General features: G+C 63.4%; 24 protein-coding genes. 6 read left to right on the top strand and 18 right to left on the bottom strand.

Annotated features, from left to right (window positions below; genetic code table 11):
* The first annotated feature begins 1 nt into the window (after window position 1).
* Together GGD67_RS15600 and GGD67_RS15595 are read left to right on the top strand one after the other, a co-directional pair.
* The gene (locus GGD67_RS15600) at window positions 2–580 is read left to right on the top strand and encodes a DUF1214 domain-containing protein (RefSeq protein ID WP_018315808.1); all 579 of its coding nucleotides are present in this window, start codon (window positions 2–4) and stop codon (window positions 578–580) included.
* Window positions 577–1,161 (top strand): DUF1254 domain-containing protein, encoded by a 585-nt coding sequence (locus GGD67_RS15595; RefSeq protein WP_018315807.1) that lies wholly within the window; start codon window positions 577–579, stop codon window positions 1,159–1,161. The genes GGD67_RS15600 and GGD67_RS15595 overlap by 4 nt, the downstream gene beginning before the upstream one ends.
* Window positions 1,162–1,361: 200 nt before the next feature.
* Here GGD67_RS15595 and GGD67_RS15590 read toward each other — a convergent pair whose 3' ends face one another.
* The 7 genes from GGD67_RS15590 to purU all read right to left on the bottom strand — a co-directional run bounded on the left by GGD67_RS15590 (window position 1,362) and on the right by purU (window position 10,158).
* Window positions 1,362–2,321 carry an alpha/beta fold hydrolase gene (locus GGD67_RS15590; protein ID WP_179734089.1) on the bottom strand — a complete coding sequence of 320 codons (960 nt, stop codon included), beginning with the start codon at window positions 2,319–2,321 and terminating at the stop codon, window positions 1,362–1,364.
* A gap of 158 nt (window positions 2,322–2,479) precedes the next feature.
* Window positions 2,480–2,992 (bottom strand): phasin family protein, encoded by a 513-nt coding sequence (locus GGD67_RS15585; RefSeq protein ID WP_092256526.1) that lies wholly within the window; start codon window positions 2,990–2,992, stop codon window positions 2,480–2,482.
* Window positions 2,993–3,607: 615 nt separating this feature from the next.
* Window positions 3,608–5,113 (bottom strand): CHASE3 domain-containing protein, encoded by a 1,506-nt coding sequence (locus GGD67_RS15580; protein WP_179734088.1) that lies wholly within the window; start codon window positions 5,111–5,113, stop codon window positions 3,608–3,610.
* 487 nt (window positions 5,114–5,600) lie between these two features.
* Window positions 5,601–6,971, bottom strand: coding sequence for an MFS transporter (locus tag GGD67_RS15575; protein WP_179734086.1), 1,371 nt, complete (start codon window positions 6,969–6,971; stop codon window positions 5,601–5,603).
* Between the two features lie 101 nt (window positions 6,972–7,072).
* Window positions 7,073–7,981 (bottom strand): bifunctional 5,10-methylenetetrahydrofolate dehydrogenase/5,10-methenyltetrahydrofolate cyclohydrolase, encoded by a 909-nt coding sequence (locus GGD67_RS15570; protein WP_092256533.1) that lies wholly within the window; start codon window positions 7,979–7,981, stop codon window positions 7,073–7,075.
* A 7-nt stretch (window positions 7,982–7,988) separates the two neighbouring features.
* Window positions 7,989–9,269 (bottom strand): aminomethyl transferase family protein, encoded by a 1,281-nt coding sequence (locus tag GGD67_RS15565; RefSeq protein ID WP_244550654.1) that lies wholly within the window; start codon window positions 9,267–9,269, stop codon window positions 7,989–7,991.
* A gap of 16 nt (window positions 9,270–9,285) precedes the next feature.
* Window positions 9,286–10,158: a formyltetrahydrofolate deformylase gene (gene purU, locus GGD67_RS15560; RefSeq protein ID WP_179734084.1), complete on the bottom strand. Its 873-nt coding sequence runs from the start codon at window positions 10,156–10,158 to the stop codon at window positions 9,286–9,288.
* A gap of 62 nt (window positions 10,159–10,220) precedes the next feature.
* Here purU and GGD67_RS15555 point away from each other — a divergent pair, with 62 nt between their 5' ends.
* Window positions 10,221–11,399 carry a LysR family transcriptional regulator gene (locus GGD67_RS15555; RefSeq protein WP_312009981.1) on the top strand — a complete coding sequence of 393 codons (1,179 nt, stop codon included), beginning with the start codon at window positions 10,221–10,223 and terminating at the stop codon, window positions 11,397–11,399.
* Window positions 11,400–11,606: 207 nt separating this feature from the next.
* On the opposite strand, the gene GGD67_RS15550 is transcribed toward GGD67_RS15555, so the two are convergent.
* Window positions 11,607–11,822 (bottom strand): hypothetical protein, encoded by a 216-nt coding sequence (locus GGD67_RS15550; RefSeq protein ID WP_092256539.1) that lies wholly within the window; start codon window positions 11,820–11,822, stop codon window positions 11,607–11,609.
* 209 nt (window positions 11,823–12,031) lie between these two features.
* Window positions 12,032–12,499, bottom strand: a complete 468-nt coding sequence (locus tag GGD67_RS39365) for a phasin family protein (RefSeq protein WP_143109050.1) — start codon at window positions 12,497–12,499, stop codon at window positions 12,032–12,034.
* A gap of 893 nt (window positions 12,500–13,392) precedes the next feature.
* On the opposite strand from GGD67_RS39365, the gene GGD67_RS15540 reads away from it, so the two are divergent.
* Window positions 13,393–14,022, top strand: a complete 630-nt coding sequence (locus GGD67_RS15540) for a Crp/Fnr family transcriptional regulator (RefSeq protein WP_246783424.1) — start codon at window positions 13,393–13,395, stop codon at window positions 14,020–14,022.
* A 145-nt stretch (window positions 14,023–14,167) separates the two neighbouring features.
* Here GGD67_RS15540 and GGD67_RS15535 read toward each other — a convergent pair whose 3' ends face one another.
* Window positions 14,168–14,593 (bottom strand): hypothetical protein, encoded by a 426-nt coding sequence (locus tag GGD67_RS15535; protein ID WP_018315792.1) that lies wholly within the window; start codon window positions 14,591–14,593, stop codon window positions 14,168–14,170.
* Window positions 14,594–14,869: 276 nt separating this feature from the next.
* Between GGD67_RS15535 and GGD67_RS15530 the strand changes: the two genes are divergently transcribed.
* Complete coding sequence (locus tag GGD67_RS15530; RefSeq protein ID WP_179734081.1) at window positions 14,870–15,277, top strand: GFA family protein; 408 nt, start codon at window positions 14,870–14,872, stop codon at window positions 15,275–15,277.
* A 33-nt stretch (window positions 15,278–15,310) separates the two neighbouring features.
* On the opposite strand, the gene GGD67_RS15525 is transcribed toward GGD67_RS15530, so the two are convergent.
* Together GGD67_RS15525 and GGD67_RS15520 are read right to left on the bottom strand one after the other, a co-directional pair.
* The gene (locus GGD67_RS15525; protein WP_179734079.1) at window positions 15,311–16,198 is read right to left on the bottom strand and encodes a DUF1259 domain-containing protein; all 888 of its coding nucleotides are present in this window, start codon (window positions 16,196–16,198) and stop codon (window positions 15,311–15,313) included.
* A gap of 46 nt (window positions 16,199–16,244) precedes the next feature.
* A complete protein-coding gene (locus tag GGD67_RS15520) occupies window positions 16,245–16,478 on the bottom strand; it encodes a hypothetical protein (RefSeq protein WP_179734077.1) in 234 nt (77 codons plus the stop codon).
* Window positions 16,479–16,897: 419 nt separating this feature from the next.
* Here GGD67_RS15520 and GGD67_RS15515 point away from each other — a divergent pair, with 419 nt between their 5' ends.
* On the top strand, window positions 16,898–17,968 hold the full coding sequence (locus tag GGD67_RS15515) for a Cj0069 family protein (protein WP_179734075.1): 1,071 nt from the start codon (window positions 16,898–16,900) through the stop codon (window positions 17,966–17,968).
* Between the two features lie 36 nt (window positions 17,969–18,004).
* On the opposite strand, the gene GGD67_RS15510 is transcribed toward GGD67_RS15515, so the two are convergent.
* The 6 genes from GGD67_RS15510 to GGD67_RS15485 form a co-directional block, all read right to left on the bottom strand.
* Complete coding sequence (locus GGD67_RS15510; protein WP_179734074.1) at window positions 18,005–21,193, bottom strand: efflux RND transporter permease subunit; 3,189 nt, start codon at window positions 21,191–21,193, stop codon at window positions 18,005–18,007.
* Window positions 21,190–22,611, bottom strand: a complete 1,422-nt coding sequence (locus GGD67_RS15505) for an efflux RND transporter periplasmic adaptor subunit (protein WP_179734071.1) — start codon at window positions 22,609–22,611, stop codon at window positions 21,190–21,192. Before GGD67_RS15505 ends, GGD67_RS15510 begins: the two co-directional genes overlap by 4 nt.
* Before the next feature lie 79 nt (window positions 22,612–22,690).
* Window positions 22,691–23,083, bottom strand: coding sequence for a FixH family protein (locus GGD67_RS15500; protein ID WP_179734069.1), 393 nt, complete (start codon window positions 23,081–23,083; stop codon window positions 22,691–22,693).
* A 101-nt stretch (window positions 23,084–23,184) separates the two neighbouring features.
* Window positions 23,185–23,550: a hypothetical protein gene (locus tag GGD67_RS15495; RefSeq protein WP_179734067.1), complete on the bottom strand. Its 366-nt coding sequence runs from the start codon at window positions 23,548–23,550 to the stop codon at window positions 23,185–23,187.
* 131 nt (window positions 23,551–23,681) lie between these two features.
* A complete protein-coding gene (locus GGD67_RS15490; protein WP_179734065.1) occupies window positions 23,682–24,659 on the bottom strand; it encodes a tripartite tricarboxylate transporter substrate binding protein in 978 nt (325 codons plus the stop codon).
* Between the two features lie 72 nt (window positions 24,660–24,731).
* Window positions 24,732–25,637, bottom strand: a complete 906-nt coding sequence (locus GGD67_RS15485) for a VOC family protein (protein ID WP_179734063.1) — start codon at window positions 25,635–25,637, stop codon at window positions 24,732–24,734.
* Window positions 25,638–25,644 lie beyond the last annotated feature (7 nt).

Below are 25,644 nucleotides of genomic sequence, written 5' to 3'. Positions count from 1 at the left end.
AGTGCGGCTGATCCTGATCACATTGACGGCCCTTCTGCTCGCGACGGTGGTGGGCCTCGGCGCAACCTGGATGACGACGACGCGCGGCACCGAGATCGGCGCGCTGACCATCGGCGCCTGGACCGCGCGGCCGCGCACCGGCACCGCCGACGTCGATCCCTATTCGCGCGCCACCATCGTGCGCAACGGCGAGCTGCCGATCGGCACCGGCGACGGCGTCGCCTTCACCGCGACCACCGACGACAAGAAGAAGGCGCTCGACGGCCGCTGCGACGTGATCGTCTCGGGCGTGACGCCGCCGGCGCGGTTCTGGACGCTGACGCTGTACGACCGCAAGGGCCACCTCGTCGCCAATTCGCTGGCCCGCTACGGCTTCACCAGCCAGGAGATCGTGCGCCAGTCCGACGGCTCGTTCGAGATCCGCATCGCCTCGCGCTCGCGCGCCGGCAACTGGCTGCCGACCGGCGGCATCGAACGCTACGCGCTGATGCTGCGCCTCTACGACACCCCGGTCGGCGTTGCGACGCGCACCCAGCGCGATGCGCCGATGCCGACGATTTCGACGGTGGGCTGCTCATGATCCGCCTCTTGTTCACCGTCGTTGCCGGCGTGGTGCTGGGCCTCGTGGTCCACCTCGTCAGCGTGCTGGCGCTGCCGCGGATCGCGACCCAGGACGCCTATTCGCGACTCACGCCGATGACCAAGCTCAATGGCGTCAGCCAGCTTCCCCTCGCCGATCCCAACACTTCACCCATGCCGTTCATGGACCCGGCCTTTGCGCTGGCGATCTGCCGCTATGACCTCACAAGCGGACCGATCAAGCTGACGGTGCCGGTGAGCCAGGCCTACACCTCGGTGTCGTTCTACACCCGCAACGAGATCGCCTATTACGCCATCAACGACCGCTCGGCGGGCCGCAAGGTGATTGAACTCGACCTGATGACGGAAGCGCAGCACAACGAGCTGCCCGAGGACGAAGAGGTCACTGCGGCCGACCGCCTGATCATCGACTCCCCCAGCACCACCGGCCTGATCGTGATGAAGGCGCTCGCCCCCGAGCCCGGCCTGATGCAGCAGGCGCAGGCAACGCTTGCAGCCGCGAGCTGCGGCCCGCAGACCGAACAGCCCGCCAAGGCCGAGGCCCCGCGCGGCCGGCGCTGAGCGCGGCTGGTTCGGCGGCCCTCAAAACAAAAATCTGAAAAACAACCCCATGCACAGTAGGGACGTTGAGATCATCGGGCTTGTGCGTGGGCTCCTAAGCGCGCCCGGCGCCCAAATGTCGGCTCAGTGTCCAACAGCGGCGCGAAAGTGGCCGCGACTGAACTGCCACTTCCGGGACGCCCGCATTGCAACAGGAAACCCTATGCGGTCTTCAGCGGCGCGGTGAGCGCCAGCGCCGCCACGGCATCCGCTATTCCCGGCGAATCTGCATAGGTAACCATGTGACCGGCATCCTCCACCAAGTGTAGCATGGAGCGGGGCAACGCCTCGTGCAGGCGGCGCGACTGGTCGGCCTCGATGAGCCGGTCACTCTTCCCATGCACGATCCTGACGGGACACCGGATACCCTGATACTGAAGCTGCAATTGCGCAGCAGCGGGAATAAGGAACGCGCTCTCCTCGGCTGCCGCCCTCAACTGCTTGGGCCGGAGAGCCAACGAGATCGGAAATTCATTCTTGAATTCCGGCGGAATGGCACGCGGCGCGAACAGCGTGCGCATCAGCTTCGGCGCGATAGCCCACGATATGATCGGCGAGATCGTGTAGCGCATAAGATCGCCCAGCAGCGGCAGTGCCGGACCTGACATGAGCCAAAAGTCCATCCGAGAGGTTGGAAAATAGTAGCCGGACACAAGCACCAGCCCGCTCACGGCATAACCGCTTCTCAGCGCCAGCGCGATTGCCACCAGCGTTCCCCAGGAGTGGCCGAGCACCACGGGATTGCGCACTCCGAGCTGATCAAGGGCCTTCGCGAACAAGGAAGCTTGCGTTGTGGGCGTCCAGATGCGCGTGCGCGGACGGTCGCTGTAGCCAAACCCTGGCCGGTCGAAGCAAACCACGCGATAGTTGCGGGCCAGGCGGTCGACCAACCCGCTCAGGACGAGATCCTGAACCATGGTGCCATTTCCGTGGAGCAGGACCACGCAAGGCGCGGCGGCATCGCCCCGTTCGATATAGTGAAGGCGCACTCCGTCGCACACGGTGAAGACGCCGATAGGCGGATTCCTTCGCTCCGCTGTCACCTGAAACGTGATGTTGCAGAGGATCAGAACGACAAGTCCTGCCAAAACGATCAGCAGAACGGCTTCAGTTGTCGACATGGTGTCAACCTCCATTCCCGATCGCGGGTCCCTCGGATTGGCGGCATCGCGCCCTCCAAGGGCTGCTGATTCGCTCCCTTCTAGCCAAAAGAACCGTGATCGCCCCGTGCGTGATCCGCGTTGCGTCCATCCTTTGCCGCAGCGGGCACGGCTTGCAGTTATCGTCCCGGCAGAGCCGTGAGCTCTCGGAGCGGCTCGATGCGCCAGAACGGATATGCCGCCAATTCTTTCGAATGCTGCCCGAACATATCGACCCGTCTGGTTGTAAACTCCATAATGACGGGGAAAAATTCAGTTGGTGACCTGATCGTCGCAAGTCTCAGGCCGAAATCGAAAGCAAATTGCACGTTGGCCTGAGCTATCTCGAGAAGCTTTGCTTGGTACGCCTGCATGTTTGCCGTGGCTAAGGCAAAGCCTTTCATTGGATCGCTATTAATCATTCTCCGACTGAGGTCATCTGGCAGGGCATCCACCCGAGACTCAATGACAGGAACCTCGGGTCTAGGATCGTTATGAAGCTTAAGAGGTGGTTCAATCGAGGTTGCCGCAACAGAGCGAGGTCCATTCTCTTTCGAGCTTTTAACAATGGCCTGCTTGTTCCGTTGGGCCCGCGCGGCCGTTTTCGGATTGGGGGCGCGCTTTGACGCTGGTGGCGGTTTGCGTTTGCTCATCTGACGCTCCAAAGAATATGGGGGGCGACCACACAGTCATTTCTGAACGGACAACAGGCTTTGTGATGTGGCGTTCCAAACCCGCGAATTGTTGGAGTTCCGCATGAACTGAGACACGCAGGTTCTGCGACGTGGGCGTTGATTTCAGGTAGCAACTCCAACCAACAAACGTCTAGCTGGCGATCTTCCAGACTATGCTCAATGGGCGTCGGCCTGAGAACAATTAGCTCTCCGCTCGTTGTGCTTTGCGGCGACTACGCAAACATTCATGCCTTGATCGCGAGGCCTCGTCGTATCGAACCTTCGGAGAGCAGCATCGGTTGCGGCTGTTGATGGGCCGCATCGCTGGCTTTGCGAGATCGTCCGGAGGACATTGTTGGTTCCGGTAGCTTCGGATCGGGCGGAGGCGTCGCCTTGACCAATCGAGCATGGGCGCTCAAAGGTTCTAGATCTCTCGAAAAATCTGCGGCCCCTATCGAGTTGAAAGCCTGAAAGGTGACTTCATCCCGCAGGCACATGGCGCGCCGCGCTGGCGGATAGAGGCGGCAAGCTGATCCGGAAGCTCGGCGACGTGCTCGAGGACAACCTGAGCGCCCTTGCAATAGGCCAAGTGGCCTAGTCATGAAGGGGAGTGAGGGTAAACTGGAAGACGGCGCCCCGCGGTGTATTCAGGGTGACCCACAATCGTCCGCCATGAGCCGCAATGATCGACCGACAGATGGCAAGCCCCATGCCTAGGCCGTTGGGCTTGGTCGTGTAAAACGCGTCGAAAACACGTTCCGCATTCGTCGGCTCGAGCCCCGGGCCCGAATCCCGTACAGCGACGAGCACGCCGCCTGCAACATCCCTTTCGGTACTGATCTGCAACTCCCGCTTGCCATCCTGAAGGCTGTTCATGGCTTCCACGGCGTTGAGGATCAGATTGAGGAGCACCTGCTGCAGCTGAATGCGCTCACCTTCGATTTGCGGCAGGTCCTCAGCGAGTTGTATCTGTACCGAGATTCCATGCCTCACCGCCTCGCTCCGGACCATGGCGATGACGTCCAGAACGGCTGCGTTGACGTCGAGCCGACTTTTGGGCAACGGCGCTTTCCTGACCATAGCGCGGATCCGGTGGACGATGTCGCCGGCTCGTTGGCAATCTGTGACAATGTGGTGGAGGGACTCGCGCCCCTTGTCCAGATTTGGTGGGTCCGCGGCGAGCCAGTTCAAGGCGGCGTCGGCGTTAGTAAGCGCAGCCGAGATCGGCTGATTGATCTCATGGGCAATCGAGGCCGTCAGCTGCCCCATTGTGGCTACGCGACTGACATGAGCGAGCTCGACCTGTGTCTTCTGGCGTTCGATAATGCCTTTCTTGAAAACATTGACCGCGGCCGCCATTGCGCCGATTTCGTCACGCCGATCAATTCCAGGCACGTCGATGCTCGTGTCTCCCTTGGCAAGTGCCGCCATAGCCCCGGTCATGCCTGTGATCGGCCGCGCGATCGCGCGTGTGAGTAGTATGCCCATCAACACTGCGATCATGAGCGAGGCTGCGGCGCCCATCACGGTTGCCGTATATGCAGTAGCGTATGCCAACTTCTGGACGGCGTCACGCCTTGCCAACAGATCGCGCTCAACCTGCTCGATTTCCCTCGCCTTGGCGCGGATTGCGTCCATGGCAGCTTTTCCGGTCGCCCCCTCCAACGTGCGCGCCTGCTCCCGAGTCGTGGGATGCGCCATCAGCGCGATCTCCCGCTCGGCGGTCTCGACGCGCCAAGTCATCGCCAGCTTGTTCAATTCATCTAGACGACCTTGCTGGTCTGGGTTATCCGAAGTCTGTTCTTTTAATTTTCGGATTGCCGCGCTGAAGTCAGCGCCGCCTCTGCGGTACGGGTCCAAGAACTTCTCGTCGCCGCTGATCAAATAGCCGCGTAAACTAGTTTGTTGATCCAGCGCTGCGGCTACTGCCGCCTCTAACGTGTCCAACACGTCAGTGGTATGGACCCGCCGGTTTTTGGCCTCTTCGATCAGGCTAAGTCTGTCGTAGACTATTGCGCCGCTCACGAATATGACCGCTACCACGGCGGCAAATGCCGCCATCAATTTGTGCAAAATCAGTAAACTCGAAAACTGGGGCACTTGACCCTCAAGGCCGAAGTCCGCGACCGACCAGACAGCTAGCTCAAGCTTGCTCCCAAGCGATGGCATTCGCAAGAATTGGTATGGGACCGGGACGGGGCAAAGCGGCGCAGCCTCCGGAGTGGAGCGCAGTCAGTGTGTCTCGTCGGGCGTCGCCCAGGCGCCGAAGAAAGCCGTCGCTTCTCCTGCCTTGCAGAAGGAATTCGACGGCTTCATCGAGAAGTTTCGTGCGGCGCTGCCTAGCCGGCCAGCATGAGCTTGGTCGGGTCACCTGTCGGAAGCAGGCGTCTTCGTTGCTCTGGGGGGTAACGGCAGCCACGGGCCAATTCCGGGCTCGGCATCGCGGCAAATCCTCTTCTATTCGATTACTTCGTCAACGCGGGTCAAGGCCGAGGCCCCGCACGGCCGGCGCTGAGCGGGGCTGTTTAGGCGTTCGCAAAACAAAAGCGAGAAAACAACCCCATGCACAGTAGCAGGGGCATCTCCCTCAGATGCCGGAACTCGCCGTTTCGGCTCTCATCGCCGCCTGATGCATATCGATGATCGCCACCGCGATGAACGTAATCGCGACGCAGAAAGCGATGACGGCGAAGAACACGGTCGCACCGTAGTTGAGTGCGAATGTGCCGACATAAGCGCTGACAATGGCCCCCGCCCGGCCGAAGCCGGCTGCCGCACCGACACCGGTCGACCGGACGTTGGTCGGATAGATGTGGGCCGCCAGCGCATAGAGAGAGCCCTGCGCGCCGAGCAGACAGAAGCCTTCGATGCACAAGAGAGCCATGAGCAACGGCTGGGTTTCGGTCGATAGCGGTATCGATGCCAGGATCATCGCGCCGATGATCGCTGCGCCGGCAACAGTCAGGATCGCAACGCGCGTCCCATACCTGCCGATCGCCCAACCGGTGACGATGCAGCCACCGACGCCCCCGAAGTTGAACAGTGCCAGACCGAAGCTCGCCGTCTGCACGTCAAAACCCTTGCCGGTCAAAAGAGTGGGAGCCCACGCGTAGAGGACGTAGACCGGCAACAAACAGAAGAAGAACGCGATCCAGAGCGCGGTCGTCGTACGACGAAATCCGGCAGCGAACAATGCGGTGAGCGAAGCACGTTCGACGCCGACGTCGCGCCGGTCGATGAAGGCTTTGGAAGCGGCAGCGGGCTCGTCCAGGATCCGAACGGATTTCGCCACCCTTTCCATGTCGGCGCCACGCGCCAACAGATATTGCGGCGATTCCGGCAGTGCGAACGTCAGGATCGCGGCGACGATCACCGGCAACACGCCGCTGACCACGAAGAGCATGCGCCAACCATATTCGGGCTGCAGCTGAGCGGCGATCAGGCCGCCAATCATGCCTCCGATGGGGATGCAGACAATGCCCAGCATCACGGAAAGACTGCGATTTCGCCTAGGCGTGAATTCCGCGATCAACGCGGTCGCCGCCGGAAGGGCACCGCCAAGTCCAAGGCCCGCCAGGAAACGATACAGGCCGACCTCGCCGACACCATGAGCGACCGCAATCGCGAAGGTCGCCGCACCAAACAGGAAGACGGATGCGATGAGGGCAACCTTGCGTCCGAGCCAGTCGCCGACGACGCCCCCGATCGGGGTGCCGATCGTCATGCCCACGAAGCCCAACGCGAGGGCCGGAGCGAAATCGCTGCGCGTGACGCTCCACTCCTTGATCATCGATGGTATGGCGAAGCCGAGAATTTGATTGTCCAGACCATCGAGGACGATAGCGAGAGCGCAGAGGAGCAGCACCTGCTTTCGCGAGGCGTTCCACGTCCCCTCCTCTGCGAGCGAACCGATGTCGATAACCCGCTGCTGCGGTGCGTCCAGGACCTGTGTCGTCACGTTCGTTCTCCCCCTTTTGTAAACGCTTTCGAATATCTCTGCTCGGGCGGCCGCAACTCGGCCGCCCGATTCTCGCCAGGCACGTTCGTCCGCGGTTGCAGTCAGGCAGCCGTCGTCACGTCCGCCTCATTCGCCTTCGACCGGGCGGCTTCCATTCGGGCCGCGCCCAGCGTGTTGGCGAGCAGACACGCGATGGTCATCGGCCCGACGCCACCCGGGACGGGCGTGATCGCGCCGGCGACCTCAATTGCCTCGTCGAAAGCGACATCGCCGACAAGCTTCTCGGCTCCTGAACCGGACTTGATGCGAGTGATGCCGACGTCGATGACCGTTGCGCCCGGCTTGATGAAATGACCGCGGATCAGGCCCGGGACGCCGGTTGCGACAACGAGGATGTCGGCTTCCCTGCAGCGCCGTTCCAGATCGGTGGTCCGAACGTGCGCGATGGAGACCGTGCACATCTCTTGCAACAGCAACCGCGCCATCGGCCGGCCCACGACGTTCGATGCTCCGACGACCAGTGCTCCGAAGCCGGCGATGTCGTCGTGCACCGATTTGATCAAACGCAGGATGCCTAGAGGCGTGCACGGAACCAGGGCACCTTCCATTCCGGCGGCCGTCCGCCCCACGTTCAACGGATTGAATCCATCGACATCCTTGTCGGGCCGAATAGCCGTCACGACGCGTGCGGCATCGATCTGCGAGGGCAACGGAAACTGAACCAATATCCCGCTCACCGCGGGATCGCGGTTCAACTGCTCGATCAGGTCGAGCAACAGTCGCTCCGGCGTGTCCGCAGCGAGCACGAACCGGCGTGATCGCATGCCAACAGCTTCGGTCTGCCGCACCTTGTTCGAGACATAGACGTGGCTGGCGGGGTCGTCGCCGATCAGCACGACGGCCAACTCCGGGACCGCCGCGCCGCCGGCAACCAGGGCGGCGACGCCTTTGGCCACGTCATTCCGGACCTCGGCAGCGAGCGCCCTTCCATCGATGATGCGCGCGGACATGGGCAGGTCAGACCTTGGAGAGATCAGCGCGCCGGTTGTCCTTCTTGTAGGGCGCCGGCGCCACCTTGGCGCGGATCTGCTTTTGCCGACGTCCGGGCTCGCCCCAGACAACGACGACCTCATTGCCAATCTCGGAATGATCGACGTCGATGGTGCAGAGCGACAACATTTCGCGGAAGAAGTAGCTATATCCCCGCGACGTCGTCACGCCGACGTCCTTTCCGCCACTCAGCACGCGGTCGGCGTACATGAAGCCGCGCTGGTCGCGAGGCATCTCCATGTACTGGTACGGCTCATGCTCCTTCTGAAAGAGGGAGGCGTGCACGTCGGCCACGTCGTCTCCGTTCCAGACGAGCGTGCGGATCACGCGCTTTGGATGGGCAACTTCGTCCTCGAGCGCCGCGCGTCCGATGAAGTCATGATCGAACTTGATGTTCTTGGCCCAGCCCAGCTCGACCGGGCTCCGGTACCAGTCGCGGACGTCGTCCGATTGGAAGCTGCCTGCGATGTTGAAGGTCGAGGCGAACCCCGGCATCGCTGCGCGGAACTCATCCTGATACTCCTTCATGTCCTCGTCGAAGATCGCGGGCATGTAGTCGGTGACGATGGTCGGGAAGCAGGCCTCGAGATGGTTGATGAAGATCGCGCGGCCGCCGATCCGGCGCAGGCCGAACTCCTGGCCGGCAGCGACGATGGCGTCGTAGACGGCCGCCGCCTGCCCCATCGGCCCTTGAAGCTCGAAGCCGATCTCGCCGGACATGCCCTGCCGCAGCGCGAGCATCTTGCAGCCGGCAATCTCGATCTCGCCCGAATGCATGAACTTGACGTCTCGCAGCGATTGCTTCGCGACCTTTTCAAGGAGCGCGAGCGATGTCGGCCCCTGGACCTGGAAATTGAACCAGTCATCGGCTGCGGACGTCACCTTGTAGTCGCCGTGCCGGCGGATGTAGTCGACCCAGAATGTGCCGCGCCCGAACAACATGAACTCGTCTTCGGACAACCGCGTGAGGATGCCCTCGGCGATGACTTTTCCCTGCTTTGTCGTATGGACGACGTGCTTGGACTGACGGATGTCGAACTTCTGGAAGCTGTTGACGGAAGTATCCGAGAAAAGCTTCAGGGCATCGGGTCCCTTGAAGCGCCGCTCCCAGAGGAACGACCAGTCGCCGATGGCGCAGGTCTCCTTCCACGACATGCTCTCGTCGATCCAGTCGGTGTATTCGGGAAGGCCCCAACGCGAGGTGAAATAGCCTTCGGGGGTCTTGCGCATACCCTTGGGGGTCAACATTGTCGTGCTCCGTTTCTCAATTGGAGAAGACGATCGTTCGATCGCCGTTGATGATGACGCGGTCCTCGAGGAAGAGATGGACCGCGCGCGAGAGGACGCGCCGTTCGATGTCGCGCCCCTTCCGGACCAGATCGTCCGGCGTATCGCGGTGGCTGACGCGCTCGACGTCCTGTTCGATGATCGGACCTTCGTCCAGATCGCTCGTTGCGAAGTGCGCGGTCGCTCCGATGAGCTTCACGCCACGCGCGTGCGCCTGGTGGTAGGGTTTTGCGCCCTTGAACCCCGAAAGGAAGCTGTGGTGGATGTTGATGCAACGGCCATGGAGATGGCGCGAGAGATCGTCCGAGAGGATCTGCATGTAACGCGCGAGAACGACGAGATCGGCATTCGTCGTCGCGACAAGCGCCTTGATCTGCGCTTCCTGCTCCATCTTCGTTTCCTTCGTAACCGGAAGGTGATGGAAAGGGATGTCGCCGACGAGGCTCACGGCAAGGGCCGAACGCGGATGGTTGGAAACGATCCCGACGACGTCCATCTGGAGCTCGCCGAGCCTGTGGCGATAGAGGAGATCGCCCAGGCAGTGATCGAATTTGGAGACGAACAGGAGCACGCGCTTGCGTTCGGCCTGGGATCGGAGCTTCCACTCCATGCCGAACCTTCGGGCGATGATCTCAAGGCCTGCTCGCGCCTTCTGCGCGCCCTCGTCCGACAGTGTGACACCGACCCTCATGAAGAAGCGTTCGCTCATGATCTCGTCGACCTGCGCCGCCTCGATGATGTTGCCGCCGTTCTCGAACAGACAGCGCGAAACGTCGGCCACGATCCCGGGCACATCGCGGCATGACAGGGTCAGGATGTATTGAGAGCTTCCAGCAAGTTCAGGCTGCATCTGCGGACGATTCCTCGCGCCACGCGCGGTCGTGCTCCGACGCACCGACGGGGTGAGCGGATGTGGGAAAGGTTGAGAGGCGGACTGAGGAAGGGGACCGGACCAGCCTGTGCGGCCGGCGACCTACGGCTTTGATTTCACTCCCAAAGTCGCCCTGCGGGCGTTGCAGGAGACCATCGCGCATAAAGCCGTCATTGAAAATCCGGTATTATTCAATACAAGCTATCAATGTGATGGATATCAGACGGCTCGACCTGAACCTTCTTCTGCTGCTCGACGGGCTCTTCCGCACCCAGAACCTGTCGGCGCTCTCCCGTGAGCTCGGAATGAGCCAGCCAATGGCCAGCACCGGTCTGCGCAAGCTGCGGGATTTCTTTGGCGATCCGCTATTTCTTTCGACCGGGCGCGGCATGCGGCCAACGCCCTTCGCGGAATCGATCGCCGAAGCCGTGCGGACAGTGCTGTCCACCGTCGATCAGCAGATACTGCGCAAGCCGCGTTTCGTGCCGGAAGACAGCGACCGCGTGTTCACGGTCACAACCTCGGATATCGGCGTGCTGATTTTCATCCCGCCGATCCTCCAACGCATTCGCAGCATGGCTCCCGGAGCGAGCTTGCGGTGCCTGCCGACGTCGCACGAGGACCTGGAAGACGCGCTCGAAAGCGGCGAGATCGATCTGGCGATAGGCTATTTTCCGGACCTCGTCGGTCCGAACATCGTGACGGAGGATCTGTTCGATCATCCCTTCACCAGCATCGTCCGCAAGGACCATCCAACGATCGGTGACACCCTCTCGCTCGAACAGTTTCTCGCCGCGGACCATATCGTCGTAAACCAGCAGGGGCGCAGTCAGGAGATCTTCGAAAGGCGCGTTCGCGAGCTCAAGCTGCAACGCCGCGTCGTGCTGCACCTGCCGCATTTCATGAGCGTGCCGCAATTGATTGCGACGAGCGACATGATCTCCACCGTGCCGTTCTCGCTCGGGGCCTGGTACGCGAACGCGGGGCTGAAGCTGCTGCCCCCGCCGGTCTCGATACCTCTCATCGAATTGAAGCAGCACTGGCACCGGCGGATGGACAACGAACCCGCCGTGCGATGGCTTCAAACGATCGTGGCCGAGGAGCTCCGGGACCGCGACCCCGCGCTGGCGATGTCGGCCGATTATGCCAAGTCGCGCGCCAAAGCGGCGGCACCCATCGCCGGGCGGTCTGCGGCAACGACCGCGTCACGGCGGCGGTAAGCGCGTCACGAAGAGTTCACCATTTGGAGGAAACCGCGCCAGTCCGCGCGTACCGGCTACATCAGCGAGAAAAATGTAGTGAACGCGGTCTTGGCATTTAACGCTGCTGGAAAGATCAAGACCCTGAGCTGTGGTCCGCCAGCACCAACTCATGCGTCATGTCGTCTTTGACGCGGTGCCTTTCAATGAGGGGCGCCGGCGACCATTTCATCCATATTCCGGTGCCAGACGCCAGCTCGCAGCGCGGGTGGCCGGCTCGTCGACCCAGGCTTCCCGCGCGAACCATGCGTGATCGGTGCGGCAGATCGGACACCGGGTGCGGGAGAAAAACACCGCGCGGCGTCCAAAGCTCTCGCGATCAGTCTTGATGCCGGTGGGAATCGCGTGTCCGGTTTGTGGACATTTGACCATGACCATTCCCATGTTGCCCTCCCTTGCGATTTGTCTTTGTTGTGGTTTGCAGAAAAGCACCGGCCGGTTGGAATGCGCCTCTCGTCGGTGCGAGGCCTGAGAGGCATCGCGCACCTTGTTGGTCGAGCATGGGGCAGTGGGGCGTGCTCGCTCAGTTGGGCGTGCTCCAACCAGCCGGATCTCCTCCTCAAACGAATCCGAATGTGAAATTGAACGCGCTTTTAGCCGCCTGGGTGGAGGACCCTGGTGAAATGCTTCCTGATCGGCTCACCTGTTTCCGTCGCGAGCTTCTGGGCAAGCGCCCACAATTCCCTGTTCTGGTCAGAGGCGGTGTCGAACGCCTTGCGCGCTTGCGCCGCCGACAATGTATAGGCATCGGTCGCGGACTTGCTGCCGAACAGATCGACGAAGAAATCGAGCGCAGAAGCGGCATTGGCGTTTGAGATTTCGAACACCTTGAGCCCGTAGTCGGTCGTGCATCTCGCATTGCTCGAATAGGTCTCACGCAGCGCCTGCGTCATCTCTTCCGATGCGGCCTTGATCTTCTCGCAGCCTTCCCGTGCGCGGGCGAGGCCCTGCTCGGCAAGCTCGCGCCCCACGCCGGGCAACACGACCTTCGAGAAATCCAACCATGGCATCGCGAAAACGTTCGTTCCGTTCGGCGGCAGTTTCGTTTGGCTTTCAGTCACGCAACATTTCCTTTCTCAAGCGAAAGCACTCCTCGCAACGCTCGCTTGCGTCACGAGAGCTCACGCTCTGTGTTCGATCAGATTTTGGATGAGCCTTGATCTAGCCCCGACCCGCCACGACTTTGTGCTGCGAGAAGCGGGAAGTCGGTTCGGTTTGTGACTCTCGCTCAAACTTTTTTTGAGATTGTCAACACAGACGAAGGTATGTCGGGCGAATGACTGTGCACAACAGGGATATCGCGAGGGGCAGGAAGTTCCTTCCTTAGCGCAAGCCTTGCAAAGGAGCCCCGCGCTGGCTGCGTTGGGATGCGCTACGTTGCGCAAGAACGGACATCACGCGACGTGCCTGCAACGGTAGCTTTCAAGCCTCAAGCCGCCTGCCCTTCTGCTTCACCCTGCCTATCGCTCACTTTCGGACAAACGAAACCGGCGGAGTGTGCTGGCGGAGTTCCTGAACGGCCCTTTCAGTAGCTTGTGCTCATCATCGCGTAGATCGCGCCGATCGCGGTGAAAGGCATGGTTCGCCCAACTCTCTCACCGCTGCGTTTGCCGCGCTCCGGAAATTGGAACCCCTTATGGTGTTACCCATACGCATTTTGCAATTGTGCCACATAGCGCTTGAATCTAAGTCCTGAATGATGGCGTAAGGCAAAACGCGCCTCGCGGTCGCGTGTGTTCGGAATTTTATTTTTGAAATTGAGAGCTTCCGCAGCTGAATTGGATTTCGGAGCGCGAAGCGTACGCGGTTTCAAACAAAGTTCGAGTTTGCCGTCCTATGCCGCTCGAAATGCGGTTCGCGGTGGGCTACCGTGACGCATCCCAGCGGAATTGGTAACCGACTTCTCGCCGCCCTACCGGCGGCAGATCTCGGTCTGCTAGCACCCGAGCTGGAGATGGTCGCGCTCGATCGGGACGCGGTCATCTCGCGGGCGGGTGACCAGACCGAGCACGTCCTCTTCCCTCATAGTGGGGCCATTTCGGTGATGATCGACATGGCGAACGGGGAGACGGTCGCCAGCGCTGCGATAGGGCGCGAGGGAGCAGTAGGCACCCTTTCCGTGCTGGGGCCGTCCCCTGCGGCCCTTACCGCCATCGTTCGTGCCGCCGGCACCGCCTCGCGGATCCCCGTATCGCGATTCCACGCGGCTTTTAGCCGTAGCCCCGCGATCCGCCACGCTGTCCAGCTTCACTTCAAGGCAATGCTGATACAGCTACAAATCGGTGGAGCCTGCAATGCGCTGCATCCGGTCCAAGCCCGCATGGCACGCTGGCTGCTCCATCTTCACGACCGCGTCGACCACGACGTCCTCCCGCTCACGCAGGAGACGCTTTCGCAAATACTGGGTGTGCGACGGACGACGGTGACGCTCCTGATGCGCAATCTGCGTGCTTCCGGAGCGATCAGATCTGAGCGGCGAGGCGAAATCGAGATCGACCCATCGCGGCTCGCAGAGGTGGCGTGCGAATGCCGCGACACCATGCGTCTCGAAGTCGACGATATCTTTTCTATCGATCCAGCCTGAACTCGCGTTTGGTTCTGCCGAGGCAGATTTGACCGTGACGATGACCGGTTTAGCCCGAAGAGCCGACGCCAAAGCGAGGAACGACATCCGGCGCCAGGGCCAGAGGTCGACAAGGCGCGCGGGCTGTTGTCGTCGCAGCGCCTGATTACCGCTCCTCGGTCGGATGCACCCATTTGTAGGGCGTGATGCTTTGCGTGGCCGTCAGCTTGATCATGTGGACGGGCGGCGCGGAACGTCCCTTTCGGCACGACCGGCACTTGAGCGAGGCTTCCAGCTTCCAGATCGGCGTATCGCGGGGACGGCGGATTGCGTCGAGCGGCAGGCTCGCACGCGCCTTGCACCTGTTGCACTCGACCTCGAGCCAGCCCATGCCGCCGTTCAGGCATTGGCCGATCGTCGGCGAGGGCTGCGAGGGACCACCGTAACCTTCCATGCGGACCGACCAGGCTTCGGCTTCGGCCCGATCGGCCTCGCGAACCGCCTTCCTGGCCTCCTCGCGCGCGTGCTTGGCCGAAATTTCCGCACCCAGAATCCGGCCGCCCCAGATGACCTCGCGTGATTTGGTGCTCATGCCGTCATCAAAGCTGCGCCCGACGGCGCTGGCAAATTATCGATCGCTAGTAGGTTGGATCCGCAATTCGATACTGCGGGTCGTGGGTGTGGAAAACCGAGGCTGAAGATCCCGTGGCGAAGCCGCGGCGCCGAGGGCTTGGCGTGGCACCGAAGGCCTGGCATGGCAGCAGCTGTCAGGCGACAGTAGGACGCAACTTCAAATCGCTTGCGCCGTTGAAGCCGCGCGTCTCGCGAGTTATCGATCCACCAAACCCGCCTTCCATCGGAGGAATGCATGAGCACCATCACCGGCGGCTGTCACTGCGGCGCAATCCGTTACGAGGTCGAGGGCGAGGCGATCGTGCATGCGCTGTGCCACTGCCGCGATTGCCGGCTCCACGCCGGCGCTCCGGTGGTCGGCTGGACGATGTATCCGGAGAGCGCTCTCAAGGTGACCAGGGGCGAGCCGAAGGTGTACCGCTCCTCTGAACATGTCCGGCGGCACTTTTGCGCCAATTGCGGCACCGGCCTGTTCTACGACAATGCCAGCCTGATGCCCGGGATCATCGATATCCAGAGCGCGACCTATGACGATCCCGAGGCCGTGCCGCCGACGATGCACATCCAGGTCGCCGAGCGCCTGCGCTGGATGGAGCACGCGCACGAACTGCCGACGTTCGAGCGCTTTCCGCCGCAGCCGTAAGCGCGAGACATCATCGCCGGCTCGGCCCCGCCGTCAGCCTTTCGTGCTTGCAGTCTTGTCCAGCGCGGCGCGCATGCCGTTCGCGAGCTTGACCGCGTCGTCATTGGCCCAGAAGTGCATGAAGAACAGCCGCGGCTGCTCGTCCAGCATGTGGCTGTGCAGCGCCGTGACCTCGATGCCGTGCGTACGCAGCGCCACGATGACCGGGTTCACCTCGTCGCTGGTCAGCACGAAATCGCCGGTGATGGCAGCCTTGCCTGCTCCGGTCGGCTGGAAGTTGATGGCGATCGCAACGCCCATCGCACCGACGGGGGTCAGCAGCATGCCGTCCTCCGTGATCGGGTCGCGCCGCTTGACGTTGAACTGGTAGACGCCGCCGTTGGCCTGCCCCTTGACGCCGATGACCTGATCGAGCTTGGCGGTGTCGAGGTCGATGGCAGGCGGCGGCCCCGCCGGCGCCGCGACCGTCAAGGGAGTCTTGCTTTCGGCCAACGCATCGTGGATCGCCGAGGCCAGCTTGACGGGATCGCCGTGTCCGGCGACGTGCATGTAAAACGTCGCCGGGCTCGCGCGCAGCAGATGATTGTGCACGGCGGTGATCTCGATACCGCTCGCGATCATCTTCGCCATCACGGGATTGATCTCGGTCTCGAGGAGCACGAGATCGCCCATGACCATGGCACCGCCATGCGCGGGCTTGAACGCGAGCCAGCCGCCGAGCGCCAGCGCCGGCTTGATCGTCACCCCGTCCGAGGTCACGGAAAGATCGGTGCGAGGAAAGCCGTAGCGGTGGACATCGTCGGCAACGACGGGCTTGCGGCCCAGTGTTTCATCGACCTTCTTCCAGTCGAGGTCCTGCGCATGGGCGCCCGCGATGAAGCAGGCACCGACGCCGATCAGCGCCAAAATTGTCTTTCGCATTGAACTGCTCCCTAAGCTTGGATTTCAGGCTCCTGTGCCCCGGGGTTCACTTCTGCTCCTTGATCTGGCCGCTGCTATCCATGACAAGCCGCACCTCCTTGCCGTTCTTCACGGCTTTTGCGGTCGTGCCCTCGGCGGTCGATTTGATGTCGCTGACCTGCGTGTAGCCGGCCGCCTGGATTTTGGCGACGACCTCCTCTTGTGTCAGAGCGCGTGCGCTCGACAGCCCGCTGGCGATCGCCAGAAAGAGGATTGTGTGAAAGATGACCCTTCTCCGCATGACATTCTCCTGGCGTCTCCTGCCCCAGGTGAAGTCGTTTTCGGCGCGGCGCGACGAGATGACGCCAACGCGCTTCGGCGCGGCCGCCGCGCAGGAATGAAAAATCACGATTTGTCTGATGAGATTGGGAAACCATGACATGCTGCGCCCTTGGTGATCAGGACGCGATGCTTGGGCATGTCGCCTCGCGGGGAGATCGCAAATCCCCGTCACGTCGAATAGAAACCCGGGTGGCCCAGCTGTCAACCGGCGCAAGGCCGAGGCGCGTCACGAAGAGTTCACTCGGAACGGAACCGCGCCAACCGGCATCTTGAAACGATCGGGCGATCTCATTAGGGTTCGTCACGTGGGGACGAAGCAGACTCCCCGTGAGACCCCGGTCCAAGCTCTGCGCAGCACGCCATTCGTGGAGCTTGCGCATGGACACCGACTTCTCTTCCCGCAATGTTATCGCCATCCTCTCGCGCGGAGACACCGCCGCGCGAGCGGCCGCAACGCCGCACAACAGCCGCTTCGTCCGTGTCTTCGAAGCCCTCGCCGCGTTCGGCATCGACGCGCGCCCCGTGATCTACGACGAGAGCTTTGCCGACGCAGTCCGCGATCAACTGCTCGCGGCCGACGGCGTGCTGGTCTGGGTCGATCCGATCCACCAGGGCAAGACGCGCGCCGAGCTCGATATCCTGCTGCGCGACGTCGCGGCGCGAGGTCCCTGGGTGAGCGCCCATCCCGACGTGATCCTGAAGATGGGCGTCAAGGAGGTGCTTTACCGAACGCGCCACCTGGGCTGGGGGACCGACACCCATCGCTATGACACCGCCGCGGCGTTCCGCGCCGAATTTCCCTCGCGCCTTCGGGCGGACGGCCCCCGCGTGCTCAAGCAAAATCGCGGCAATGGCGGCCAGGGGGTATGGAAGGTCGAAGCGCTTCCGAACACGACGGAGACGGTTCGTGTGCTCCATGCCCAGCGCGGGAGCCGGCCCGAGGACATCAGGTTCGACGATCTGGTGGCGCGCTGCGCGCCGTATTTCGGCTGGGGCGGCTGCATCATCGACCAGGCGTTTCAACCTCGCCTGCCCGACGGAATGATCCGCTGCTACATGAGCGGCGCCAGGGTCGCGGGCTTTGGGCACCAATTGATCAAGGCCTTGATCCCACCGCCGCCGGAAGGCCCCGACGCGCCCGAGGCGCAGCCCGGACCGCGGATCATGCACGGCCCTGATGCCCCGCCGTTCCGGGCGCTGCGAAGGTCGATGGAGGATGAATGGACGCCGCAGATGGTGGAAACGCTCGGCATCGATGAATCGTCACTGCCGGTGATCTGGGATGCGGATTTCCTGTACGGGCCGCGCGATGCGGCGGGCGCCGACACCTACGTGCTGTGCGAGATCAACGCGAGCTCCTGCTTTGCGATCCCCGAGGAGGCGCCGGCGGCGATCGCACGAACGGTGACGCACCGCCTGCTGCGGAGCCAGGAGACACCGTCCGGCTGAGCCAAAGCCCGGGAAGCCGGACGGCGTCTCGCGATCCTATTCGGCCGCTTGCGGAGGGCGCATGCCGTTCTCCATTTCAACGGCATGTTCGTCGACGAGCGCCGGTTGCTCGCCATCAGGCAGCCCCCGCCCCTTCACCAGCCCGAAAATCGCCGGGATCACGATCAGCGTCAGCAGTGTCGAGGAGATCATCCCGCCGATCATCGGCAGCGCGATGCGCTGCATGATCTCCGATCCGGCGCCGGTGCTCCACATGATCGGCAGCAGGCCCGCCATGATGGCGACCACCGTCATCATCTTGGGCCGGACGCGCTCGACCGCGCCCACCATGATGGCGTCATGGAGATCGCGCCGAGTGAAGACCCCGCCCTCGGCCTCGCGCCTCGCCTTCATCTCGGCCAGCGCGTGATCGAGGTAGATCAGCATCACGACGCCGGTCTCGGCGGCAACGCCGGCGAGCGCGATGAAGCCGACGGCGACCGCGACGGACAGATTGAAGCCGAACCACCACATCATCCAGATGCCGCCGACCAGCGCGAACGGCAGCGACAGCATCACGATCAGCGTCTCGGTGAGTGCCCTGAAATTCAGGTACAGCAACAGGAAGATGATCGTCAGCGTCACGGGCACGACGATCTTCAGGCGCGCTGCGGCGCGCTGGAGATATTCGTACTGGCCGCTCCAGACGACATAGGTGCCGGCGGGAAACTGGATGCTCTCCGTCACCGCGCGTTGCGCGTCCGCGACGTAGCTGCCGATGTCGCGGTCGCGGATGTCGACATAGATGTAGGTCGCCAGCTGGCCGTTCTCGGTGCGGATCGACGTCGGCCCGCGCGCCGGCTCGACCTTCGCCACCTCGCCGAGCGGCACGGCGCCGCCCGCCGGCATCGGAACCAGGATATCGCCAGCGATCGCCTTGGGATTGTCGCGCAGGTCACGCGGATAGCGCATGTTCACCGTGAACCGCTGCCGGCCCTCCACGGTCGTCGTCACCGTCTGCCCGCCGAGCGCGGCCGCGATGGTGTCCTGAACGTCCTGGATCAAAATGCCGTAGCGGGCGAGCGCCTCGCGGTCCGGAACGATCTCGAGATAGTAGCCGCCGATGCCACGCTCGGCGTAGGCCGACGAGGTCCCCGGGACGGTCTTGATCACCCGCTCGACCTGCCGCGCCAGCCGGTCGATCTCGACGAGGTCGGTGCCCATGACCTTGACGCCGACAGGCGTACGGATGCCGGTGGAGAGCATGTCGATGCGCGCCTTGATCGGCATGGTCCAGGCGTTGGAGACACCGGGAAACTGCAGCGCCTTGTCCATCTCCGCAATCAGACTGTCGACGGTGACGCCGGGCCGCCACTGCTCCTTCGGCTTCAGATTGACCACCGTCTCGAACATTTCGGTCGGCGCCGGATCGGTCGCGGTCGCCGCCCGTCCGGCCTTGCCGTAGACGGAGACGACTTCGGGGAACGACTTGATGATGCGGTCCTGAATCTGCATCAGTTCGGCCGCCTTGGTGACGGAGATGCCGGGCAGCGTCGTCGGCATGTAGAGCAGCGTGCCCTCGTTCAGCGCCGGCATGAACTCGGTGCCGAGCTGGCGGGCCGGCCAGATCGTGACGGCAAGGACTGCGACCGAGACCAGGATCACCAGCGTCCTGGCGCGAAGCACGCCCTTGATCACGGGCCGGTAGATCCAGATCAGGAAACGATTGATGACATTTTTGCTCTCCGGCACGATCCGGCCGCGGACGAAGATCACCATCAGCGCCGGCACCAGGGTGACCGACAAGAGGGCCGCGGCCGCCATCGAGAACGTCTTGGTGAACGCGAGCGGGCTGAACAGCCGTCCCTCCTGCGATTCCAGCGTGAAGATCGGCATGAACGACACGGTGATGATCAGCAGGCTGAAGAACAGCGCGGGGCCGACCTCGGACGCGGCGTCGATCAGGATCTGCACGCGCGATTGGCCGGGCCCGGCGCGCTCGAGATGCTTGTGGGCGTTCTCGATCATGACGATCGCGGCGTCGACCATGGCGCCGATCGCGATCGCGATGCCGCCGAGACTCATGATGTTGGAGCCGAGGCCGAGCAGCTTCATGGCACCGAACGCCATCAGCACACCGACCGGCAGCATCAGGATCGCGACCAGCGCGCTACGGACGTGCAGCAGGAACACGATGCAGACCAGCGCGACGACGACGCTCTCCTCGAACAGCGTGTGCTTGAGCGTGTCGATGGCCGCGTAGATCAGGTTGGAGCGATCGTAGACCGGCACGATCTCGACCGATTTCGGCAGGCTGCTCGCGATCTCCTTGAAGCGCTTCTTGACGTTCTCGATGACGTCGAGCGCATTGACGCCGAAGCGCTGCAGCACGATGCCGCTGGCGACCTCGCCCTCGCCGTTCAGCTCGGTGATGCCCCGGCGCTCGTCCGGCCCAAGCTCGACATTGGCGACGTCGCGGAGCAGCACCGGCGTTCCGCCGGAGGTCTTCAGCACGATGTTGCCGAGATCGTTGATGCTCTTGATATAGCCCTTGCCACGGATGACATATTCGAACTCGGCGAGCTCGACGGTGCGTCCGCCGACGTCGGCGTTGCTGGCGCGGATCGCCTCACGAATTTTCTGCATGCTGATGCCGCGGTCGCGCATCCGCTGCGGGTCGAGCACCACATTGTACTGCTTGACGAAGCCGCCGATGCTGGCGACCTCGGCGACGCCTTCGGCCTTGGCCAGCGCGAATTTCAGATTCCAGTCCTGGATTGTGCGGGTGTCTGCCAAGTTCAATTCCTTCGACAGGACCGCATACTGGTAGACCCAGCCGACGCCGGTGGCGTCGGGGCCGATGGTCGGGGTGACGCCGGCGGGCAGTCGCGACGAGGCGCCGTTGAGGAATTCCAGCACGCGTGAGCGCGCCCAATAGATGTCGGTGCCGTCCTCGAAGATCACATAGACGAACGAGGCGCCGAAGAAGGAGAAGCCGCGCACCACTTTCGATTTCGGCACGGTCAGCATTGCCGTGGTCAGGGGATAGGTGACCTGGTCCTCGATCACCTGCGGCGCCTGACCGGGATATTCGGTGTAGACGATGACCTGGGTGTCGGAGAGATCCGGGATTGCATCGAGCGGCAGGTGGATCAGCGCATAGAGGCCGGCGGCGGCCGCAAAGCCGGTGCCGAACAGCACCAGCAGCAAATTGCGCGCCGACCAGGCGATGATGCGGGCGATCATTTGTGCTCTCCCGTCGCATGGCCCGCATCTGACGGCTGAGGCGCTCCCTCCGCAAACCCCTTGAGCGCGGCCTTCAGATTGCTTTCCGCATCGATCAGGAAGGTGGCGGATGTGACCACCGCCTCGCCATCGGCAAGTCCGTCGCGCACCTCGATGTAGCCGCCGCCGCGCCGGCCGAGCTTCACCTCGCGCGGCTCGAAGCGCCCTTCGCCCTTGTCGACGAGGACGGCCTGCCGCGTGCCGGTGTCGAGCACCGAACTATCCTGGATCGCCAGCACGGGCGCGCTATCGGCCGTGTCGATCTCGGCATCGACATACATGTCCGGCAGCAGCACCGCATCGGGATTGGCGAGCTCGATCCGGACTCGAACCGTCCTGGTGTCGCGGTTCACCTGCGGATAGACCACGGCGATCTTGCCGCTGAAGATACGGCCGGGAAAGCTGCGCGCGCGCACCACCACGGACTGCCCTACCGCGATGTTGCCGAGATCGCGCTCGGCGACGTCGGCCAACGCCCAGACGACCGAGGTGTCCGCAATCCGGAACAGCACCTCGCCGGAATTGGCGCGCATGCCGTCGATCGCGTTGCGCTCGAGCACGATGCCGTCGCGCGGCGCCGACCAATGCACGGTGACGGGCGCAACGCGCGTCCGCTCCATCTCGGCGATGACCTGCTCGGGCACGTCGAGATTGACCAGCCGTTGCCGCGAGCCGCGGCCGTACAGCTCGACGCCGCCCACCGTCTTCGAGGTGATCGTTGCCAGATATTCCGCCGCCGCGGACGCCACCGCCGAACTGTAGATCTCCATCAGCGGCTGGCCCGCCTTCACCCGCGTGCCGGTGGTGACGTCTGCGACTTTCTGCACGAAGCTTTCGGCGCGCATCGCGATGACAGAGACGCGGCGCTCGTCGAGCTGGATCGTGCCGGGCGCCCTCACCGCGACGCGGATCGCGCGCCGCCGGACGGGCTCGGACTTGACGCCGCTGCGCTGGATCTTGCCCGGCGACAGCTTCACCGTGCCATCGTCGACCTCGTCGCCTTCGTAGACGGGGACGTAGTTCATCCCCATCGGGTCCTTCTTCGGCACCGGCGAGGTGTCGGGCAGGCCCATGGGATTGCGGTAGTAGAGGATTTTTCGCGAGGAAGCCGCCTGCGGTGGCTTTGGTGCCGCCGCATTCGCCTGACCGTCCTCATAGACCGGCAGATAATCCCGGCCACGGTCGTCCTGCTTCGGACCAGCGGACCAGAGCGGCGCGCCGCTGGGATCGCGGTAGTAGAGCGGGGTCCGGTCCGCCTGGGCCGGAGCCGGGGTCGCCTCGGCATGAACGGACCAGTGGCCGTCGTTCGAGAACCAGTACGCACCCAAAGCCAGGCCGCCGCCCAGCGCGAGTGTTGTCAGGAGACGCAGCGTCTTCATGGTGTGCCTTCGCGCGGCGTGCGCGCATCCATGTGAATGGGACAGAGAAGTTCGGACGCCACTCGCGGCGTCCGCACGCTCACTTGGTCGCCGTGACGATCACCTTGCCGGTGACGGTCTCGGACTCGCCCTGGACCTTGGCCGACAGCGTGACCTGGTAGCGGCCGGCCATCGGCAGGTCCGTCCGGAAGGCGTAGACGCCCGGCTCCTTCGACGGCAGCGGCGCCACCGCCGATTCCATCTCGGCCATCCCGTCCGGGGCCATGTCGACGCGGGTCTTGAAGATGACGGCGTCCGCCACTGGCTTGCCGGTCTGCTTGTTGGTCAGGCGAACCGAGAGCGTAACGTCGTCGCCCTTCTTCATTTGCGCAGTGACCGGCTCGAAAGCGTAATCGCCGGCGCCCGCCATCGCAGCGGAAGCGGCAAGCGAAAGGGTGGCGGCGAGCGCCGCGGTGGTGAATTTGGAAAGCATTGTCCTGTCCTCATGATCTGATCTTTCGCCGCGGCGCATGGCGCGCACACGTCAGTCGTCGTCGCGCGCAAACGTGCTGCGCGCGTTCGGCTGTTGCGAGATCAGATTCGAGGAGGTCGGAAGGGAGGACTGCTGCCGCGGACGGAGACGACCTGATCCTCAGGGATGGCGATCGTGCTCACCGCTACGGCGAAATGCCCGAAGACGACGGGCCTGATGGCATCGAGCGCGATGGTGCCGCCGACGCAGCAGAAGCCCATCCCGCATTTGTAGCCGCCGGTCTGCGAGGGCGCCCCCTTCATGTCGGGGCAGCAATCGTCCACCGCCATCCCGGCGTCGTTGCCCATCTGCATGGTCGCCGGCATGTCGTCCGACGACATGGCAAGGCCGGATGCGGACGCGCCAACGGGCAGCATCGCCAGGGATATGGCGATTGCGAATGCCAGGATGGTACGAACGAGGCGCATCTTTATCGAGTTACCTTATCAAGGTCGCAGCGTATCCCTCGTAGCATATCCCAGTGACGGTGGCGCTTGTTGATCCGGATCAAGCATTCGTGAGCAGGGCCAGCCGGTACCGGCCCTGCCGCCGGCCCGGCTCAGATCTTCGGGATCTTCGCCCGCTCCACCACGCCGGTCCATTTGGCGATCTCGGTCCCGATCAGCTTCTTCATCTCCTCCGGCGAGCTGCCGCGGACCTCGCCGCCGACGGCCGTCTCCAGACGCTGCCTGAGCTCGGGATCCCCGAGCGCCTCCAGAGTCGCGGCATTGAGCGCGGCGATGATGGCAGGCGGCGTTCCCTTGGGCGCCAGCAGGCCGGCCCAGGTGCGCACGTCGTAGCCCTTGATGCCGGCTTCCTGCACGGTCGGAACATCAGGCAACAGCGCGGTGCGCGTCGGCGAAGTCACGGCCAAGCCACGGATCGCGCCGCTCTGGATCTGCGGGGCCAGCAGCACGGGCGTGCCGACGATGACGGGAACGTCGCCACCGAGCAGCGCGGTGACGGATTGGGAATCGCCGCGATACGGCACGTGCACGATCTCGATGCCGGCGGTGGCGTTGAGCAATTCGCCGGCAAGATGATGCGTGCTGCCGAAACCGACCGATCCGAAGCTGAGTGAACCCGGCTTTGCCTTGGCCATGGCAATGAGCTCACTCAGCGATTTTGCGGGGTAATCGTTGCGCACGGCGATGACGAGCGCGTAGTAGACCAGCGTCGAGATCATCTCGAAGCTTTCGGCCGGCTGATAGGCCAGGCTCTTGTAGGTCGCCGCGGAAATCGCGTGCGCGCCGGTGACGAGGCCGAGCGTATAACCGTCGGGCGCCGCCTTGGCGACCGCATCCGCCGCGATGTTGCCGCCGGCACCCGGCTTGGCCTCGACGATGATGGGCTGCCCGAGCTTCTTCGACAGCCCGTCGGCAATGATGCGCGAGAGCGTGTCGGCCGCGCCGCCGGCGGCAAAGCCATGCAGCAGGCGGATCGGGCGCGACGGATAATTGTCCGCCGATGCCGGGATGGTCGCGAGACAACCACCAAGCAGAAAAATGGCCGCAGCAAGCCGCTTCATCCGACGCATGGATGCATCCTCCCTTTGATTGTTATGTCGTTGGCCGCGCGTGCGGCGATCTTCCGTTAGAACTCAAATCCGCTAGCGCGCGAACTCCGTGCATTCAGGCGATGGCGGCATGCCCCAGACGTCGCGCGGCAGCCCGACCCAGACTTTTGGCCGCTGCGGACGATCGCGATGCCAGGGACGCGGCTCGAAATAGCCGAGCTCTTCGTCCACCATCCGGTCGAGGTCATGAAACAACTCGACCAGATGCCCATCGGGATTGCGGTGATAGATCGCCGTGTTGTGGCCCGGGCCGTGACGCACCGGTCCCCAGAGCACCGGGAGCTTGTGACGCGCGAGATGGTCGCAGGCCCGATGCATGTGCTCGGGGCCGCGCAGCTCGAAAGCAAAGTGATGCAGACCGCGGTCAGGCGCGAGCGCGAAGTTGAGCGTGTGATGCTCGAAGCCGCTGCGCATGAAGACGAAGCGGTCCTCGATCCAGTCGGAGACCCGCAGCCCCATCACGTTCGCGTAAAACTCCGAAGCGGCTTTGGGATCGGGCGTGCGGAGCGCGACGTGGCCGAGCTTGGCGACAGCAAGCCCACCGATCCGCTCCTGGGCGGGCGTCGGCGTCCAGCCCTGGATCAACTCGAAACGTGTGCCTTCGGGATCGCTAAACGACAGCAGCCGGGACACACCAGGCGAGGGATCGCTCCGAAGCTCGGGCCGCAAGTCCGCCTGCTTGAGCGCGGCGCCCAGCGCCTCGATCTGGACCTCCGGGGAGATCTCAAAGGCGATGCTGCTCAGCGCGGCATCGCCGGGCTCGATCACGAGCGAGAGCTGCTCGGAATCGCTGGCGAGGAACAGGCGGTTGCCATCGCGGGCCACGAGGCCAAGTCCAATCACGCCGCGATAATAGTCGAGCAGCCGCTCCGGATCGGGCGAGGTGAAGGTCGCGTGTCGCAGCCGCGTGAAGCGTGCAATGGGTGCTTGTGTGCTCATCGTGCGG

The organism is Bradyrhizobium sp. IAR9 (assembly GCF_013408065.1).
GTDB lineage: Bacteria > Pseudomonadota > Alphaproteobacteria > Rhizobiales > Xanthobacteraceae > Bradyrhizobium.
This window is presented reverse-complemented; position numbering and strand designations above follow the sequence as displayed.

Coding starts and splice junctions, on each gene's coding strand:
- GGD67_RS15595 (WP_018315807.1), top strand. CDS start 577: ATGATCCGCCTCTTGTTCACCGTCGTTGCCGGCGTGGTGCTGGGCCTC.
- GGD67_RS15590 (WP_179734089.1), bottom strand. CDS start 2,321: ATGTCGACAACTGAAGCCGTTCTGCTGATCGTTTTGGCAGGACTTGTC.
- GGD67_RS15585 (WP_092256526.1), bottom strand. CDS start 2,992: ATGAGCAAACGCAAACCGCCACCAGCGTCAAAGCGCGCCCCCAATCCG.
- GGD67_RS15570 (WP_092256533.1), bottom strand. CDS start 7,981: ATGTCCGCGCGCATCATCGATGGAAGGGCGCTCGCTGCCGAGGTCCGG.
- GGD67_RS15565 (WP_244550654.1), bottom strand. CDS start 9,269: ATGTTGACCCCCAAGGGTATGCGCAAGACCCCCGAAGGCTATTTCACC.
- purU (WP_179734084.1), bottom strand. CDS start 10,158: ATGCAGCCTGAACTTGCTGGAAGCTCTCAATACATCCTGACCCTGTCA.
- GGD67_RS15550 (WP_092256539.1), bottom strand. CDS start 11,822: ATGGGAATGGTCATGGTCAAATGTCCACAAACCGGACACGCGATTCCC.
- GGD67_RS15540 (WP_246783424.1), top strand. CDS start 13,393: ATGGTCGCGCTCGATCGGGACGCGGTCATCTCGCGGGCGGGTGACCAG.
- GGD67_RS15535 (WP_018315792.1), bottom strand. CDS start 14,593: ATGAGCACCAAATCACGCGAGGTCATCTGGGGCGGCCGGATTCTGGGT.
- GGD67_RS15530 (WP_179734081.1), top strand. CDS start 14,870: ATGAGCACCATCACCGGCGGCTGTCACTGCGGCGCAATCCGTTACGAG.
- GGD67_RS15525 (WP_179734079.1), bottom strand. CDS start 16,198: ATGCGAAAGACAATTTTGGCGCTGATCGGCGTCGGTGCCTGCTTCATC.
- GGD67_RS15520 (WP_179734077.1), bottom strand. CDS start 16,478: ATGCGGAGAAGGGTCATCTTTCACACAATCCTCTTTCTGGCGATCGCC.
- GGD67_RS15515 (WP_179734075.1), top strand. CDS start 16,898: ATGGACACCGACTTCTCTTCCCGCAATGTTATCGCCATCCTCTCGCGC.
- GGD67_RS15510 (WP_179734074.1), bottom strand. CDS start 21,193: ATGATCGCCCGCATCATCGCCTGGTCGGCGCGCAATTTGCTGCTGGTG.
- GGD67_RS15505 (WP_179734071.1), bottom strand. CDS start 22,611: ATGAAGACGCTGCGTCTCCTGACAACACTCGCGCTGGGCGGCGGCCTG.
- GGD67_RS15500 (WP_179734069.1), bottom strand. CDS start 23,083: ATGCTTTCCAAATTCACCACCGCGGCGCTCGCCGCCACCCTTTCGCTT.
- GGD67_RS15495 (WP_179734067.1), bottom strand. CDS start 23,550: ATGCGCCTCGTTCGTACCATCCTGGCATTCGCAATCGCCATATCCCTG.
- GGD67_RS15490 (WP_179734065.1), bottom strand. CDS start 24,659: ATGCGTCGGATGAAGCGGCTTGCTGCGGCCATTTTTCTGCTTGGTGGT.
- GGD67_RS15485 (WP_179734063.1), bottom strand. CDS start 25,637: ATGAGCACACAAGCACCCATTGCACGCTTCACGCGGCTGCGACACGCG.